Genomic DNA, 16,113 nt, shown 5'->3' with positions numbered 1-16,113 from the left:
TGTCGGAGCGGTTGCCGTGGCCTGACCCTGTACCGACGGGCGGATACGGGCCTGGAGGATGCGTTCCATTCAGTTGCGCATCTGATCGACATCCGCGTCCACAGCGGGGATGAGGGACACTGCACGGAAGACCCGCAATGCGGCGGAGTCACGTAAGTCCAGGAAGGCTTCGCGCAGTGTCTCGCGCAGATCCTCTCCCCGGTCGCGACATAGTTGTGCCCTGCCGAACTTCCCGGCTCGCAAGCGTCCATTCGCGAACACTTTCATGCGGCGTGACGCAACCGGTGCGTCAGACGCAGACCGTCACGCATGTTCAGTGAGACTTCCCCGTGTCGTCTGGATGAATCGCCTTCGTCGGCTCCCGGTGCGCCGGGAGAAACGCGATGACACGGATCTGGCGATGGCGCATCTGGCGTTGGGGATCATCAAATTGGCGCGCAACCGGCCTTCTGGACTGGCCTGGGCGCGCAACATCTGGGCCAATACACGCAAGTAAGCCAGCCCTGCGACAGGGTCTGGCTGGAGCGTGGCGGACAGGCGGCCGACTGTCCGCTGCGTCCCGCTATGCCTGTGAGCGGAGCATTGTTCTGGCATGCGAAACCAGCCACCGCAAGGGGGCGGTGATCCGCCAGGAAGTGGACTGGCGGAGTTCTTCGAGCTGACCGGAGACCTGCTCAAGCGCGGTCTGAAGCCGCGCCATTTCGGATTCCGATACCGGCTGCGGGTTCAGTGCATCCAGCAACCGTCCGATGTCCATGCCACACGCGGCGACACAGCTCAATGGGGGCAGAGCGGCGATCCTGGTTATCGCCTGCGGCTCCTGATGGCCGGGGCCGGGCTGCATCAGGCGCAGCGGATCCTCCCGTAACGCATCCCGCACGATCAATCGATAGGCTTCTGCCGATGCGATCTCAGCCGGCAGGGTATAGGTACGAAAAACATTGAGCGCGGCGATATGGCGGTCATAGGCCTGTTGCGCCAGTTGACTCGTGAAACAGTCCATCGCCGCCTGCTTGCGTTCGCACAGATCGCCGATGTTCAGCAGGTGGCTGGGATGCAGCGGCGCACCAACCTCGTACATCACCATCTGAACGGGACGCGGACAGCGGCGCACCGCCTCAGCCGTCGCCAGCGCCAGGGTCAGATGGTCGGGATGGATCTCCCACCAGGACGGGGCATAGACCAGATCCGCGCCAGCATCTTCCATCTCGCCCAGAATGCGCTGAATCAGCGCCTCGCCATACTCCAGCCCGCGATCCGGCAGCCCCCAGAAGACCGGCTCGCCGTAGCCCAGAACCGCCGCCGCACAGAGGCTCTCGCGCTGGCGCGTCAGGGCTGCATCGGGGGTTCCGGGCGGCAAACCAAGCGCGCCATCCGTGACGATGATGACCCGGATTGGATCCCCCGCCGCAACATGACGCATAATTGCCCCGCCACAGCCCAGCACCTCATCGTCAGGGTGAGGCGCCAGAACCAGCGTGCGACCGCGCGGCATGGCCGTATTGGCGGCGTAGGGGATGAAGTCGTGTTCCGAATATTTCATTTAGTTCTTTGCAGGTGTGTGCGTTGATCAATTATTCGATTTCATGGAACTCCGGGAGCGTCCAGCCAGCGGCGCCCAAGCCGCTTGACCCCTTGCAGGAAGGGATCCAGGCGCACCGGCGGGGAGATCTCGATCAGGCCATGGGCCATTATGTCCAAGCCCTGCGGAATCGGCCAACTCGCGCCATCGCTCACTACAACCTTGGCGTCGCGCTCATTGACGCCGGCCTGGGCCTGACCTCGCTGCCATTTCTGATCCACGCCACCCTGCTGCGTCCGGACTCGCTCATCTTCCGCTATGCCCGGCTGTTCGCCCTGATTCACGCCGGACGGCTGGAACAGGCCAGACAACTCATCGACGACAGCACGCAACGGGGTCTGCCGCCCGAGACGCTTGACTACTGGCGGAACTGGGTCGCCAACTGCGCAGCGGGCAGGAATCCCGCCGAGCTGAATCTCGCCTCGCCGGGTCTGGCCGACACCACGAACGAACTGCCCGATCAGGCGCCCGATCTGCCCACGACTTCCGCCGCGCAGCCCGGACTGCAACAGCCATTCGAGCAGGCCATAGAGGATTACCAGGCAGGACGCCTGCAGAAACTGGTCGATGATCTGGAGACGCTGCTGACCGATTTTCCCGAGTGGGGGGAAGGTCATCATCTGCGCGGACTCGGCCTGATGGGTCTTCAGCGTTTCGAGCAGGCCGTCGCATCCCTCCAGCGGGCAAGCGAGCTGCTGCCCGGCCGTGCCGAGATCCGGGACCATCTTGGGGTTGCCTGTGTCCGTCTCGGCGATGACGAAGGCGTGCGACGCGCCTTCGAGCAGGCGCTGTCGCTGAATCCACTGCGCGCCGAAACCTGGAACAACGCCGCCGATTCGGCGCTGTCGCGGGGACGCTTCGATGAGGCGTTTCAGTATGCGCTCCAGGCGGTGAGGCTGAAGCCGGACCTCCGCGAGTCCAGTTACTGTCTGCTCCAGGCGGCTTACCGGCTGGACGCACTGGCGCCAGAGAACGATTCGGCAGAACCGATTCAGGCAGACCGGGGCAGCGCGCTCACGTCCGCCATCAAGACCCTTAAGACCGGGATCGAGCGCCCGGAACAGGCGCTCGCCCTTGCGCCGCTGCTGGCTCAGATCGGTCAATACCAGGCTGCCATCGATATTCTGGAGCAGAGCCTGGCGCGTTTCGCCCAGCATCCGCCAATGCTGCTGGGCGAACTGATGATGAATCAGCGCCACCTGTGCGACTGGCGACACTGGTCCGAGCGCCTGTCTGTCCTGAGCGGACAAGTCAAGATGAATCAGGAGGCGGTCATTTCGCCCTTTTCCGCGCTGACGATACCGGGTCTCAAGCCGGGTGACCTGCTCCGGGTTGCGCGCCAGCAGGCCGCGAGCTATGGCATCTGGATGGATCGCGCCAGTGAATTGCGCCCCGCGCCGCTCAAGTCGCCGGATTCGCGTCTGCGGATCGGTTATCTGTCCGCCGACTTCCAGGAACATGCCACGGCTTACCTGACGGCCGGACTGTTCGAACGCCATGACCGCGAGCGGTTCGAGATCTTCGCCTATTCCAGCGATCCCGACGATGGCGGCCCCATGCGCCAGCGTCTGCGACAGGCATTCGATCACTTCATCGACATCCGTTCGCTGTCTCATCTCGCCGCCGCACAGCGAATTCGCGATGATGGCATCGATATTCTCATCGATCTGAAAGGCTACACCCGGAACGCCCGCATCGAGATCCTCGCCCTGCGCCCCAGCCCGCTGCAAGTGACCTGGCTGGGCTTTCCAGGTGGCCTGGGCGCACCCTTCATCGATTATCTGATTGCCGACCCGGTCGTGGCGCCATCTGAACAGGCGATCCATTACGATGAAGCGATTGCCTATCTGCCGGATGTCTACGCCCCGGTGGATGCCAACCGCCAAATCGCCGTCACGCCGACGCGAGCCGAGGCCGGTTTGCCAGCAACGGGTTTCGTCTTCTGCTGCTTCAACGACCCCTACAAGATCACACCCGAGGTCTTTGACCGCTGGTGTGCGCTGCTCAAGGCGGTGCCGCACGCCGTGCTCTGGCTCTATGCGAAAAGCGACGAGGTCATGGATAACCTCAGGCGAGAGGCTGCAATCCGCGATGTTGCATCCGCGCGACTCATCTTTGCGCGCAAGAAACCTCAACCCGAGCATCTGGCCCGACTGGCACTCGCCGATCTGTTCCTTGATACGCAGCCGGTCAATGCACATACCACGGCATCGGACGCACTATGGATGGGCGTTCCGGTCCTGACCTGTCTTGGCGAAACCTTTGCCGCACGGGTCGCCGCGAGTCTGCTGAACGCCGTCGGACTGCCGGAGCTGATCGCAACCGATCTGGACGACTATCAGGCGCGCGCACTGCGCCTGGCCAGTCAGCCACAGGAACTTGCAGCCATCAAGCAACGCCTGGCGGACGCCCATGGCAGCGCGGCCTTCTTCGATACCACGCGCTTCACGCGCAATCTCGAAGCGCTTTACCAGCGTATCTGGGATCGGCACACACAGGGCCTGCCGCCTGCGCCGCTCGCCCCGATCCAGGCGTGACATCGCGGCAGCCTGTGCGCCGAAATACCTTGCGGGGCGTCCAGCGGACACTTGATAATTGCCCGATGAGCGATTATAGCCTGCGCCTTTGCCAACCGGACGACGAACCAGCCCTGCTGGATCTGTTCGCGCTGGTTTTTGGCCAGGTGCGATCATCCCCCGAGTGGCACTGGAAATTCGTGTCCAGTCGCGCGCTGTCCAGCAACGCCATGTCATCCGACTCGCTCGTCGCTATGGATGGTCAGGGTCAGATCGTTGCGCATGCGGGTGCATTGATCCTGCCCGGCCAGTTCCAGGGCAGGCCGATCCCAATCGTACAAGTCTGTGATGTGATGGTTCATCCCGAACATCGCGGCGGTCTGGGACGGAACAATCTCTTCACCCTGCTGCTGCGCGAGCTGCTCGACCATCTGGCCCGCCGTCTGCCGAGCGCCTTTCGCTACGGCTTTCCCGGTCAACGCCCCTATCTGCTCGGCGAATGGGCGGGAGTCTATGAGCGTCTGGAGGTCGCGCTTGAAACTGAACTTGCACCGGCTTCCAGCTCCTTCAACCTGTGGCGCGCCCTTCCCCTGGCATGGGATAATCGGCGCCTTGATCGGTTATGGCAGCGTCTGGGCGATCAATATGCGCTGAGTCTGATTCGGGATGGCGCCTATCTGCGCTGGCGCTATGCCGAGCATCCCGTTCATGACTACCAACTGACCGGGCTTGCGTTCCTGGGGCGACTTTCAGGCTGGGTCGTTTGGCGCCAGCAGGGCGAGCGGCGATTGCTGGTCGATGCGCTGATTCCGCGCCGCGCGATCCGTCCGGCACTTCAGGCAGCCGTTATGCGACTTTCGCGCGGGATGCCCAGTGCGGCAACGGTCATCTGGCTGCCAGAGTCCTGGCGTGAGGCACTCGACGGCCCGCATCACGAAACACCGGTGGTGACGGCTAACATGTGCTGGCGTAGCGCGCTCGACACTCAAACTGTGCGCCAGTCGCTCTATTACACCATGGGCGACGTGGACATTTTTTGATATGTTTACTTCATGGCATAAGGCGCACTTGTGGACGAGAGGCCAAAACCCCAGTTTCAGCTCGCGCGTGGAATGCATTGTACGGCGGGTATGACAAGTTGCCGAACCCGACAATCGGTTTTTTCGTCAACTGTTGCCAGGATGCAACAAATGGCTGACGAATTGCGCTCAAAGCCTCTTGAAACATGGATTTCAAGCTGTTTCCAGATCACTTTCGCAGGCGCCGGAGTCGCCGGTCAGCATTGCTCAAAACGCTTGATGTAGGTTGACAACAACAATTTGTGGTGTAAACTCCTGACCGAGCCGCGAGCCAGCGTGGCATGCGTTTCGGATTGGGCGGCACCTCCGTTTTCGTCCATCCTTGGGTAGACCACGAGATCCGGAATACTCAAAAACCTGTTCAGTTACAACGTGTGAATCACAGGAGAACTCCAGCAATGTTTGCAAAATCCACACTCGCATCCGCTGTCGCGGCAGCACTCGGCGTTTCGGCGGTCGGCATCGCCCACGCAGACAGCGTCTTCTTCCCCCAGGTCGTTCTGAGCGACACGGTCACCACCATCGTCAGCGTGGTTAACACCAGCGCCGACAACTGGAACCAGAGCGGCACCGCCACTGGTACCAATCTGCATTACCGCTTCTATTACAAGTCCGGCGCAGCTGCTGGCGACCAGCTGGCGACTTGCGAAGAATACGACGAATATCTCCCGACCAGTCAGAACGACGTTCAGACGATCGATCTGAGCGGTCACTTCGGCGATGACACCGCTGGCGTGCTCTTCAATGACCCGAGCATCAATAACAAGTGGAAGGCGTCTGGCCGTGACTATGCCTTAGGGCGCAATGTCACGCCAGCTCGTGGCTATCTCTACATCGATAATCAGGGCAGCGATGCCGTCGAGTCGTTGACTGGCGAAGCCTTTGTGTTCGAATTCGGCAGCGGCGCGGCTTGGGGCTATGAAGCCTACAACCGTGATGGCCTGCCCCACACCGGCCCTAACGGTGGCTCCGACTACTCCGAGTTCGCTTCGCAGAGCCCGGCAAACGTCTCCATCATGCCCTTCGATGAAATCACCACCGCGTTCTTCGTGACCCCGGTTGATTTCGATCAGGCGCCTGATTTCACCAATAACTACAGGGCACGGATCGAGCTGGTCACGACTCAGCGTGGCGATCTCTATGACCGCGACGAGAATCTGGTCTCCGGCACCGTGGTGCAGGACGTGGTCTGCGTGGCTCGCATCAACGCGGAAGACATGCTGACCGACGGTACCCTGGCGCGTCTGGTTGATGGCGGCTGGGGCAAACTCTGGAACTACCGTCTGGTGAAGCCTGGTTCAGAGTGGCTTCCTGCGGTGTTCGACACCACCAACAGCATCGGTCTTTCTCCCGCTCCGAGCAAATTTGCTTCCGACGATGGCGCTGTCGTCATCAAGCTGGAGTACAACCTTGGCGGCACCTTCAACGGGGAGAACGTTGGCGGCACCTACAACAACTCGCTCCTGATCTCGCCGGACTGGCAGATTCCTGTCCGTTAAACCGGAATATCGACCTTGGCCGGGGTGAACACCCCGCGCCAAACGTATAAAAAGGCTGCCTTCGGGCAGCCTTTTTTGCAAGCGTTGTCTTGATTCATCTTTTGACGTATCGTCTCGCGATATTCAATAGTCTGTGGTGCTATCAGTGAATTTGTTCAATGTCGGATCGCGGCGCTTCGGGCGTCTTCTGTGTTTGCTGGCATCCTTGATGGGGGGGATGTCGCTAATCGGCTGTGAGCCTGCGTCCTCCGCGCAGAGCCAGCCTGCCCTTGAATCACCCGAATCGGCACCGACGAAGCCTTTGACTGACTTTGTCATGGATCTTCGCGGCGATTGGGATTATCGACTCGATTCAGCAGGAAAGCTCTGGCTTGCCTATTACGACCAGAACCGACTGTTGCGGCTGCGGCATCCGGATGGCAAAGAGGTTCTGCTGGTCCCGGAAGGGCGTGGTCAGGCACCGTCCGGTCTTGCCCTGGCGGCGCTCGATCAGGGGGTTGCCGTGTTGTGGCGCGACAAACATCCCGCGAAGGGCCTGTACCTGCTGGATACCAGCCAGGCCAATATGGAACCGCTTGAAATCGGCGGCGATACCGAGCCGCTGGCGCGCTTTCAGGCCATCCCCGGTCCGGGCGATCTGCTGCACCTGCTGTGGTACGGCGAAAAAGTTGGCGAGCCGACCGGCGAGAAACATAACCTTTATTATCGTCAACTCAACCGGAAAACCCTGGCGCTCTCGCCAATCGAGTTGCTGATGCCTGGAATCTATCCGGTCATGGCAACCGACACAGCCGGCGGGGTCATGGTCTATAGCTGGCTGATGGGGGACAAGGCCCAACGCATCGAGGCGCGTTATCGGCCCGCCAAACAGGATGCCAATGGCGGCGCTGGTGGCTTTGGCGAACCGGTAGCAATCGCCGACATCCCGGAAATGTCCACCATCTTCAAAGCCTTCCAGAGCGGATCACGATCCTTCGTGATGTGGCTGGCCCAATATGGCGAAGATAAAAAGGATTTCCTGCTCGAAGGCGCCTATTCCGATGATCAGGGCAAGACCTGGAAGCGATTTGCCTTCGAGGATCTGCGCGGCATCGATGTCGCCAGCCTGCAAATCGCGACTGACCAGACAGGACACATCCTGCTGGCTCTGGCTGGCCGCACGCGGAATGATGACGCCAAGACCAAGCAGGACATCTACGTCATCCGCTCCGCTGACCGGGGTGACACCTGGTCGAGCCCGACCCGGCTGCGCCATGTGATGGCGCAGGAAGGCGAGCAACGCGACCGGGAGATCGCCTCGCTGGCACGATTCAATGCCCGCAATCCGTCACTTGCCTTTGGTCAGGTGCCGGGGCAGGTGCTGGTGGTGTGGGAGGATTGGCGTCAGATCCGCTCCGGACTCTACGCCAGCCTGTCCAACGATTACGGTCAGACCTGGACCCTGAGCAATGTGCCATTGCCGGGTATGCCGGGCAAAAATCTCAGTCTGCGTTATGAGCCGAACGCTGTTTATGCCGATGGCGATCATTTCCAGGTTATTGCCGAGCAGGCAACGGATGACGCCTTCGTGACCAAGCAACTGACCCCGATCAGCTTGACCTCTGCGCAACTGGAGGAGTACGCAAAATCGAATCAGGCGACTGAACAGCCTGCCACTCAAGCTCAGGAACAGGCGCTGCGCAAACGCGAGGAAGGATTCTGGGAGGCCATGCTGGCGGGAGATTACACCAAGACCTACGCCTATCAGGATCCGTTCTTCCGCGCCCGCAATCCGCTCGATCACTATCTGGGGAGCATGGGACGCATCAAATATACCCAGGCCGAAGTGGTTGAGGTACACATCGATGGCCCCAGGGCAGACGTCAAAACCAGAATCACCGCCTCTGTCCCGGCATTCAAGGTACCGAGCACGGGCGAAATGATCAGCGAGCCCGAACGGACGGTCATCGTCAAGAGCACCTGGTTATGGCTTGATGGTGACTGGTACCGCGAATTCACCATCGAGTCGCGTGATATCGTCTTCACCCGTTACTGAGTCCCGCTCCATTGCATCCGCTTGCGCCGTGACAGGGCGTAAGCGGATTCCCGATCAAAATTCGCGGCATCGTCCTGGAATAACAGTATGCGGCTGCTGATCCTCCATCTCGCCACGATCTTCGGCGGCGCTGAACGCACCACCAGCAACCTGCTGACCCATCTCAACCGGGATGTCGTGCGACATGTCACCCTTGCCTCACCCGAGGCGCTACGTGATCTGCTCCCCGCACGCTGCGACGCCTTCATCGATACCGCTCCCCACCTGCGCCACGGCTGGTTCAATTCGCCCCGTGATCTGCTGTCCGACGCCCGGGCATGCAGCGAACTCCTGCGCGAGGCCAAACCGGATATCGTGCTGGGAATGATGCATTACCCGGCGGCGCTGGCCGTCCTGGGCACGCGGCTGGCGCGACTGCCGATCAAAACGGTCGGCAGCTATCGCGGGCCGGCCTATGAACATATCCGCCGCTACGAGCATGGCATCCGTCGCCGGGTCTTTCTGCACGCCGCCATCGGCGGCACGGCGCGGCTGGCGGATCGGATGATCGTGCCCTCGGAAGGCACCGCACGCGAGCTGCGCTGGCGTTTTCTGGGATCGAAAGCGCGCACGGTCGTGATCCCCAATGGCATCGACAATGCCAGCGTGAGCCTTGCGGCAACCGCGCCCGCACCGGGGCTGGAGCGACTGCCCGAAAACCTGCCACTCCTGTGCGTGGCCGCGCGGCTCTCGATCGAAAAGGATCTGGGTCTGTTGCTGGAGGCGTTTCGACGGCTGCAAGCCACTCATCCCGCCACGCTGGCTGTCGTCGGCGACGGTCCCGAGCGGGGCGCACTGGAGGGCCGGATTGCAGACTGGGGGTTGCAGGAGCGCGTGGCCTTCGTCGGCCATCAGCAGAATGTCTATCCTTACATGCGCCGCGCCGATCTCTATGTGCACACCTGCCAGTTCGAGGGCTTTGGCTATACCATGCTGGAGGCCATGGCCTGCGGCACGCCGGTCATTGCCACGGATTGCCCCTATGGACCGCGCGAGGTCATTGGGGACAACCGTTTCGGGCTGCTGGTGCCCGGCAATGACGCCGACGCCCTCACGGCGGGCATCGCCAGTCTGCTGGATCATCCGGCGCGGCGGCTCGCCCTGGCCGAACTGGGGCAGGCGCGGGCCAGACAGCTTTCCATCGCCCGGATGGCTGCGCATTATGAAGCCGTTTTCAGCGAGCTGACTCCGCCCCACCGTCACCTTTGAAGATGCTTTGGACGCCAACAATGGAAATACGATCATCGATCAGACTGTGGCGACCGGTCGCCAGCTTCCTCATCGCCGTTTTTGGCGGGGCGCTATTGGTGATGCTGACGCTGTGGCTGCTGTATCGCTCCGGCGACCCCCTGGTCGCGCCGCACCTGATGCTGACCGGTGCGGATCTGCAACTCACCGCTGGTGCGGGTGAGGAGACAGCGGAGGGTGTGTCGATCCGCCAGCCTGAAGCCAATGGGGTCGCCATCGTGCAGGGCGCCATGCGACCGCTGGAGGCGGCACAGTATTGCCGTCTGTCCTGGCAAGTGGATGGCCTGAAACCGGATCAGCAGGTCGGTCTGATCTGGTCAACCGCCGATAACCCGCGCCGGATCCGGGAACAGGCGCTGTCTTTCGATCAGGACGGCGAGGGTCGGCTGGATCTGCACGATGAGCCAAAGTGGACAGGCCAGATCGTCGCCATCGGGCTGGTCATCAAGGGCGCGCTCCAGGAGCCGATTCTGGTTCGCAGTCTGACGCTTCAATCCCCCCCTCCGACCTTCACCATGCTGCTGAACGCACTGACATCTGGCTGGACAGAGGCCGATGGCTGGACCGGGCGCTCGATCAATTTCGATGATGGCGGACCACGCGACGCCAGTTTTCGACCCGTCGTCATCACTGCACTGTGGGCGGCCCTTGCCGGTCTGCTCTATGCCCTGCTCAATCCGCCCTGGCGCGGCCACAGGTCGCTGGCGCCCTATGCCGTCATCCTGGTCATTGGCTGGCTGGCGCTGGATCTGCGCTGGCAGTGGGTGCTGGGGCAGCGTCTCGTCCAGACCCAGGCGCTCTACGCCGGGCTGGACGACGAGGCGCGTCAGCTCGCCGGACCGGATCGTCGTCTCTATCCCTTCGTGCGCGAGGTGCGCCAGCGTCTGCCCGCAAAACCGGCCCGCATCTTCATTCTCAGCGAGGATCCCAACGGCTATGTGAGCGGACGGGCGCGTTATCATCTGCTGCCGCATAACGCCTATGCCGGCCTGTCGGTTCTGCCAGATGCCAAACAGGCCCATCCCGGCGATTATGTTCTGGTTCTGGAACCGCTTCCTGGTTTGGACTATGACCGCGAGCGTCATCTGCTCAGTTTGAAGGCCGTGCAATGGCCGGCGGATCTGGTGTATGCCGAGCCCGGTCGCGGCGCCCTGTTTCTCCTGCGGAGAGGATTCTGATCATGGGCTGGTTCGGAGTTGCTTTGGCCCTGGGATTGCCCTGGCTGGCGGGCGCGCTCTGGCTGCGTCTGCTGTGGCGCGAGCCGGTGGCCGGTGTCTGGCCGCTGGCACTGGGCTATGGTTATCTGCTGTCGCTGCTGGGGGTGACGCTTCTGTTGCGCGGTTTCGGGATGGCTGGCCTGCCGTTCGCACTCTTCGCAACGCTGCTTCTGTTCGCGCTCCTGGCGGCAATGGCCGTTCAGCGTTTGCGACAGCGTGTGAGGATCGGGACGGGCGACAATCCGGGCGTCTTCCGGCGTCTGCCTGTCTGGCAACAGATCCTCTTCGCGCTCCTGCTGCTCTGGCTGGGCGCGCGTCTGCTCGGACTGGCGCTGGAGGTCTGGTGGGAGCCGCTCTTTCCCTGGGACGCCTGGACGACCTGGGCGGTGCGCGCACGGGTCTGGTCCGAATTGCAGCAGTTGGCGCCCTTCGTGTCGGCGCAGGACTGGCTGGCTGATCCCGGCGCCAGCGCCTACACCATCGCCGCCTCGAGCTATCCCGAAACTGTCTCGCTGCTGGCGCTCTGGCCGACCCTGGGCTACGGCGGCTGGAACGAGACTGCCGCCAACCTGCCCTGGCTGGGTTGTGCGCTGGCGCTGGGACTTGGGTTTTACGGACAGGCGCGTCTGTGGGGCGCCTCGCCGCTGACAAGTCTGGTCTTGCTCTGGCTGCTGCTGTCGCTGCCGCTGCTGAACACGCATGTCGCGCTCGCCGGCTATGCCGATCTCTGGCTGGCGACCACGCTCGGTCTGGCGCTGATTGCCCTGCTGCATTGGGCGCGCGACGGCGACTGGCGTCAGGGACTGCTGGCGCTGGTGCTGGCGCTGGCCTGTCCGCTCATCAAACAGGAGGGGCTGGTCTGGCTGTTGCTCCTGCTTGCCGCGCTGTTCGCCGCGCGTCTGTCCGGGCGCGGTTTGCTGTGGCTGGTCTCGGCGGCAGCGGTCATCCTGCTTGCCATCGGGCTGCGGGGCGGGCTGACGGTTGAGATTCCGGTGCTCGGCGCGCTGCATCTGGCGCCGAACCTGATCGAGGCGCCTGGATTGGGCCGCTTCGAGTTCTCCTATCACGACACTTGGGAACCGGTCGCACGCAATCTGTTCGTTTATGGAAGCTGGCACCTCTTCGCCTATCTGCTGACTGCCGCCGTCGTCTGGAGCCTGATCGAGACCGTCCGCCAGGGCGCAGCGCCCTGGCAGCGGGCGGGGCTGACATTCGTTCTTGGCAGTCTGCTGGCGCTCTTCGTGCTCTTTTTCCTGACCAATGCCCATCTCTGGGCCGCTCAGTCCACCAGCATCAACCGGCTGCTGCTGCACTTTGCTCCGGCCTTCGTGTTCTGGATGCTGACGTTGTGGGCAGGACGAGACGCTGCGGTCAAACCGACCGCCCATTCTTTTCCACCATCCGCCGATATAAATCCGTCACCGCCTTAGCCACCGGCTCCATGCCGAACTGCTCGCGCAGCGCCACCCTGCCCGCCTGCCCCATCCGCTGGCGAGACGCAGGATCGGACTGGAGCCTGCGCAGGGTTTGCGCAAGCGGCGCCGGATCGCCCGGCGGCGTCAGCACGCCATGCCCGGCCTGACGCACGACCCAGCCGGCGCCTGAGCCTGGAATGTCGCTTGCCACAACCGGCCTGCCGAAGCGCATCGCCTCCAGCAGTACCAGACCGAAGGCCTCGGTGCGTTCCAGCGAGGGCAGACAGAGCAGATCGCAGCTCGCCAGCAGGGCATGGAGCATCGCATCGGGCTGAAAACCGGGCAGGCTCACCCGCTGTTCCAGACCCAGCGACCGAATCAATCCCAGCAATGGCTCACGCCGCTCGCCGGAACCCACGATCAGGACGCGCGCATCAGGCACCTCGGCAGCGGCGCGGATCAGGGTGTCGTGACCCTTGTAATAGGTCAGCCGACCAATCGCCAGCACCCGCAGGCCATCTTTACCCCAGAGCGCCTCGGCCTGTGCCAGCGCGTCCGGTTCAGGATCAGGGAGACGGGCCGGATCCAGACCCAGCGGAATCACCTCGCACCGCTCGCGCCAGGGCGTCAGCGCGGGGCTGGATTGGAGATAGGCCGGCGATGTCGCAATCACCGCACGGCTGGCTGCCAGCAGACGCTGCTCAAAGGGCCGATAAAGCCGATAGGCCAGCGCCAGACGCCGATCGATGGTGGAGGCCACCACATCGGCGTGCCAGTGAATCACCCAGGGCAGACGACGCGCGGCGGGCAGGATCAGGGCTGCGAAGGCTGAGGTATTGGGCAGATGCAGATGGAGCAGGTCGGGCCGGAACTCGTTGATCGCCCGCTTGAGCCAGAACGGAAAGCCCGGACTCACGGGGGCGTAGAGCAGTCGGCCATGACAGGGTGCGCGATAGATCGCAATGGCATCATTCGGCGCCGGACGCGCGCCAGTCGAGTCTTCGTCATGCACCAGCGCCGCCGCCGTCACGCCCTGTGCCGGCAGGGCATGCAGCAGATCGGCGAGAAAATATTCGATCCCGCCGGCAAAGGGCGGATAAAACTTGCCGACATGCAGCACGCGCATCGCGCTTACTCGCCCGTATCCGGCGGCGTGCCCGACGCTGGGCGCCGCGCCTCCAGCATCGCCAGACGCTGGGCCAGCCGACGGATCTGGCGCTCCTGGCGCGAACGCTCCAGATCCATGGTCAGGATCTTGACCAGCAGCAGGGCAAAACCGAGCACCATCGCCAGCATGGGCGGATAGCTGACGCCGACATAGACGGCGATGGCGTCGAACAGCCGGGGAAAAAAGCCGAGCAGCGCCACCGTCGCCGCTGCGCCGATCCACCAGACGGCATAAGGCCCGTGCAGATGATCGCGACGCACCAGCCAGAGAATGATGATGGCGAGCAGAAGCCCGATCACCATCGAGGTCATTTGATAGGTCATGGGTTCGATGAGGTTTCGTCAATGGATGGTGGCGCGCGACCGTAGCCGACCCGGGCGAGACACAGCAGACTGGTTTGCAGCATGTATTTGCCCACCGTCCACCAGGAATCGAACACCCGCGAGGCACCCTGCATGCGCGGCTGCATGGGCACCGGCACTTCCAGTGTGTGCAGCCCGTGTCGATGCAGGATCAGGAGCACGCCGACATCCTGATAATCGAGCAGACTGGCCTCGCGCGAGGCCAGCAGAATCATCGCCTGATGATTATAGGCGCGGAAGCCGGAGGTGATGTCCTCCAGTCCCAGTCCGGTCAGCCAGCGGAAATAGCCCCAGGCGATGCGGCGGGCACGGCTGGCGCGGGCCGGAAAGGCGCCAATGACGACATCCGCCCGACCGGCCACGATGGGTTCAAGCAGATCGCCCAGCCAGGCCGGTTCATGCTGTCCATCGGCATCGAGCGTGATGGCCAGATGACAGCCCTGATCCAGCGCATACCGCAGACCGGTCTGGATCGCCCCCCAGGCGCCGAGTTGCAGCGGCAGCGGCAGCACGCTGGCGCCCGCCGCAAGCGCGACCTCGGCGGTCTCGTCGGTGCTGCAATCATCGATGACCACCACCGGCTGATCGCAGCACTGGCGCACCTGAGCGACGATGGTGCCAACGGTGGCGGCCTCGTTATGGGCAGGGATCAGGATCATGGAAGATGTGTTTGCGGAACCGGAGGGGGACAATCTGCTGAGATGGTCGGAGAGTTTACAGAATTGCGCCCGCCCTGCCCAATCCGCCGCTCGTTGAACCTGCTTCCGAACGGTCGGCAGCCGCTCGACCACGGCCTGCCGTCTGTATTTTGCTCCCGCGACTGGAGCCGACACCGCTCCTGAGCTATGTTATCCAACCCTGAAGCGCCGGGATGGTCCCGGACGCGCCGGATCTCATCCCGAGGCTCTTTGACTCATGGCCGATCTTGACACCCCCCGTTCCGCCTATCCCATCACCCGCATGCGCCGGATGCGCCGCGACGACTTTTCGCGCCGCATGATGCGCGAAAACACGCTGACCCCTGACGACCTGATCTGGCCGGTGTTCGTGCTGGAAGGCCAGGGCGAGCGCGAGGCGGTGGCCTCAATGCCGGGGGTGGAGCGTCTGAGCATCGATCTGCTGGTTGAAGCGGCGCGCGAGGCGCAGCAGCTTGGCATTCCGGCGATGGCGCTCTTTCCGGTCACGCCGATGTCGGCCAAATCGCTCGATGCGCGTGAGGCCTTCAATCCGGATGGTCTGGCGCAACGCGCGGTGCGCGCCATCAAGAATGCCGTACCCGAAATGGGCGTCATGACCGACGTGGCGCTCGATCCCTTCACCACGCACGGTCAGGACGGTCTGATCGATGATGCGGGCTATGTGCTCAATGACGAGACGGTCGAGGTACTGGTGCGTCAGGCGGTTTCGCATGCCGAGGCCGGGGCCGACATCGTCGCCCCATCGGACATGATGGATGGGCGCATCGGCGCGGTGCGCGCGGCACTGGAGGGGGCCGGACACATCCACACCCGCATCATGGCCTATTCGGCCAAGTACGCCTCCAGCTATTACGGTCCCTTCCGCGACGCGGTCGGTTCGGCTGCCAATCTGGGCGCGGGCAATAAATACACCTATCAGATGGATCCGGCCAATTCCAACGAGGCCATCCATGAGGTCGCGCTGGATCTGGCCGAGGGTGCCGACATGGTGATGGTCAAGCCCGGCCTGCCCTATCTGGACATCGTCCGGCGCATCAAGGACCAGTTCGGCGCGCCGACCTTCGTCTATCAGGTCAGCGGCGAATACGCCATGCTCAAGGCCGCGAGCCAGAACGGCTGGCTCAACGAACAGGCAGTGGTGCTGGAGGCGCTGGTCTCCATGAAGCGCGCCGGGGCCGACGGCATCCTTACTTATTACGCCAAGGACGTGGCCCGCTGGTTGGGCTGAAAACAGGCGGCATCGCAGGCTGAATCC

General features: G+C 62.9%; 14 protein-coding genes. 9 read left to right on the top strand and 5 right to left on the bottom strand.

The features are described 5' to 3' along the window. Positions 1-69: 69 nt before the first annotated feature. Entirely contained in the window at positions 70-267 is a 198-nt protein-coding gene (locus EDC35_RS03935; RefSeq protein ID WP_132975942.1) for a hypothetical protein, read from the bottom strand. Positions 268-340: 73 nt separating this feature from the next. On the opposite strand from EDC35_RS03935, the gene EDC35_RS18780 reads away from it, so the two are divergent. Then, positions 341-496, top strand: a complete 156-nt coding sequence (locus EDC35_RS18780; protein ID WP_243651469.1) for a hypothetical protein — start codon at positions 341-343, stop codon at positions 494-496. Positions 497-562: 66 nt separating this feature from the next. On the opposite strand, the gene EDC35_RS03925 is transcribed toward EDC35_RS18780, so the two are convergent. After that, positions 563-1,543, bottom strand: coding sequence for a PIG-L deacetylase family protein (locus EDC35_RS03925; RefSeq protein ID WP_132975941.1), 981 nt, complete (start codon positions 1,541-1,543; stop codon positions 563-565). Positions 1,544-1,566: 23 nt separating this feature from the next. On the opposite strand from EDC35_RS03925, the gene EDC35_RS03920 reads away from it, so the two are divergent. From EDC35_RS03920 to EDC35_RS03890, 7 genes are all read left to right on the top strand, one after another. Further along, the gene (locus EDC35_RS03920) at positions 1,567-4,119 is read left to right on the top strand and encodes a tetratricopeptide repeat protein (protein ID WP_132975940.1); all 2,553 of its coding nucleotides are present in this window, start codon (positions 1,567-1,569) and stop codon (positions 4,117-4,119) included. Between the two features lie 65 nt (positions 4,120-4,184). Then, on the top strand, positions 4,185-5,138 hold the full coding sequence (locus tag EDC35_RS03915) for a GNAT family N-acetyltransferase (RefSeq protein ID WP_132975939.1): 954 nt from the start codon (positions 4,185-4,187) through the stop codon (positions 5,136-5,138). A 437-nt stretch (positions 5,139-5,575) separates the two neighbouring features. Then, positions 5,576-6,676, top strand: a complete 1,101-nt coding sequence (locus EDC35_RS03910) for a hypothetical protein (RefSeq protein ID WP_132975938.1) — start codon at positions 5,576-5,578, stop codon at positions 6,674-6,676. Positions 6,677-6,992: 316 nt separating this feature from the next. Beyond that, positions 6,993-8,711: a sialidase family protein gene (locus EDC35_RS03905; protein ID WP_165903341.1), complete on the top strand. Its 1,719-nt coding sequence runs from the start codon at positions 6,993-6,995 to the stop codon at positions 8,709-8,711. 87 nt (positions 8,712-8,798) lie between these two features. Beyond that, positions 8,799-9,959: a glycosyltransferase gene (locus tag EDC35_RS03900; protein ID WP_132975936.1), complete on the top strand. Its 1,161-nt coding sequence runs from the start codon at positions 8,799-8,801 to the stop codon at positions 9,957-9,959. A 20-nt stretch (positions 9,960-9,979) separates the two neighbouring features. Further along, complete coding sequence (locus tag EDC35_RS03895; protein WP_132975935.1) at positions 9,980-11,176, top strand: hypothetical protein; 1,197 nt, start codon at positions 9,980-9,982, stop codon at positions 11,174-11,176. A 2-nt stretch (positions 11,177-11,178) separates the two neighbouring features. Continuing rightward, entirely contained in the window at positions 11,179-12,645 is a 1,467-nt protein-coding gene (locus EDC35_RS03890) for a hypothetical protein (protein ID WP_207896099.1), read from the top strand. Here EDC35_RS03890 and EDC35_RS03885 read toward each other — a convergent pair. From EDC35_RS03885 to EDC35_RS03875, 3 genes are read right to left on the bottom strand one after another with little or no spacing between them, the layout of a single operon-like run. Then, positions 12,587-13,756, bottom strand: a complete 1,170-nt coding sequence (locus tag EDC35_RS03885) for a glycosyltransferase (RefSeq protein ID WP_132975934.1) — start codon at positions 13,754-13,756, stop codon at positions 12,587-12,589. The two genes, EDC35_RS03890 and EDC35_RS03885, sit on opposite strands and share 59 nt — an antisense overlap. A 5-nt stretch (positions 13,757-13,761) precedes the next feature. Then, positions 13,762-14,121 carry a DUF2304 domain-containing protein gene (locus EDC35_RS03880; protein ID WP_132975933.1) on the bottom strand — a complete coding sequence of 120 codons (360 nt, stop codon included), beginning with the start codon at positions 14,119-14,121 and terminating at the stop codon, positions 13,762-13,764. Next, positions 14,118-14,819, bottom strand: a complete 702-nt coding sequence (locus tag EDC35_RS03875; RefSeq protein WP_132975932.1) for a glycosyltransferase family 2 protein — start codon at positions 14,817-14,819, stop codon at positions 14,118-14,120. The genes EDC35_RS03880 and EDC35_RS03875 overlap by 4 nt, the downstream gene beginning before the upstream one ends. A 256-nt stretch (positions 14,820-15,075) precedes the next feature. Between EDC35_RS03875 and hemB the strand changes: the two genes are divergently transcribed. Further along, on the top strand, positions 15,076-16,086 hold the full coding sequence (gene hemB / locus EDC35_RS03870) for a porphobilinogen synthase (protein ID WP_132975931.1): 1,011 nt from the start codon (positions 15,076-15,078) through the stop codon (positions 16,084-16,086). Positions 16,087-16,113 lie beyond the last annotated feature (27 nt).

The organism is Thiobaca trueperi, from assembly GCF_004342175.1.
In the GTDB taxonomy this organism is placed as follows: Bacteria; Pseudomonadota; Gammaproteobacteria; order Chromatiales; family Chromatiaceae; genus Thiobaca; species Thiobaca trueperi.
This window is presented reverse-complemented; position numbering and strand designations above follow the sequence as displayed.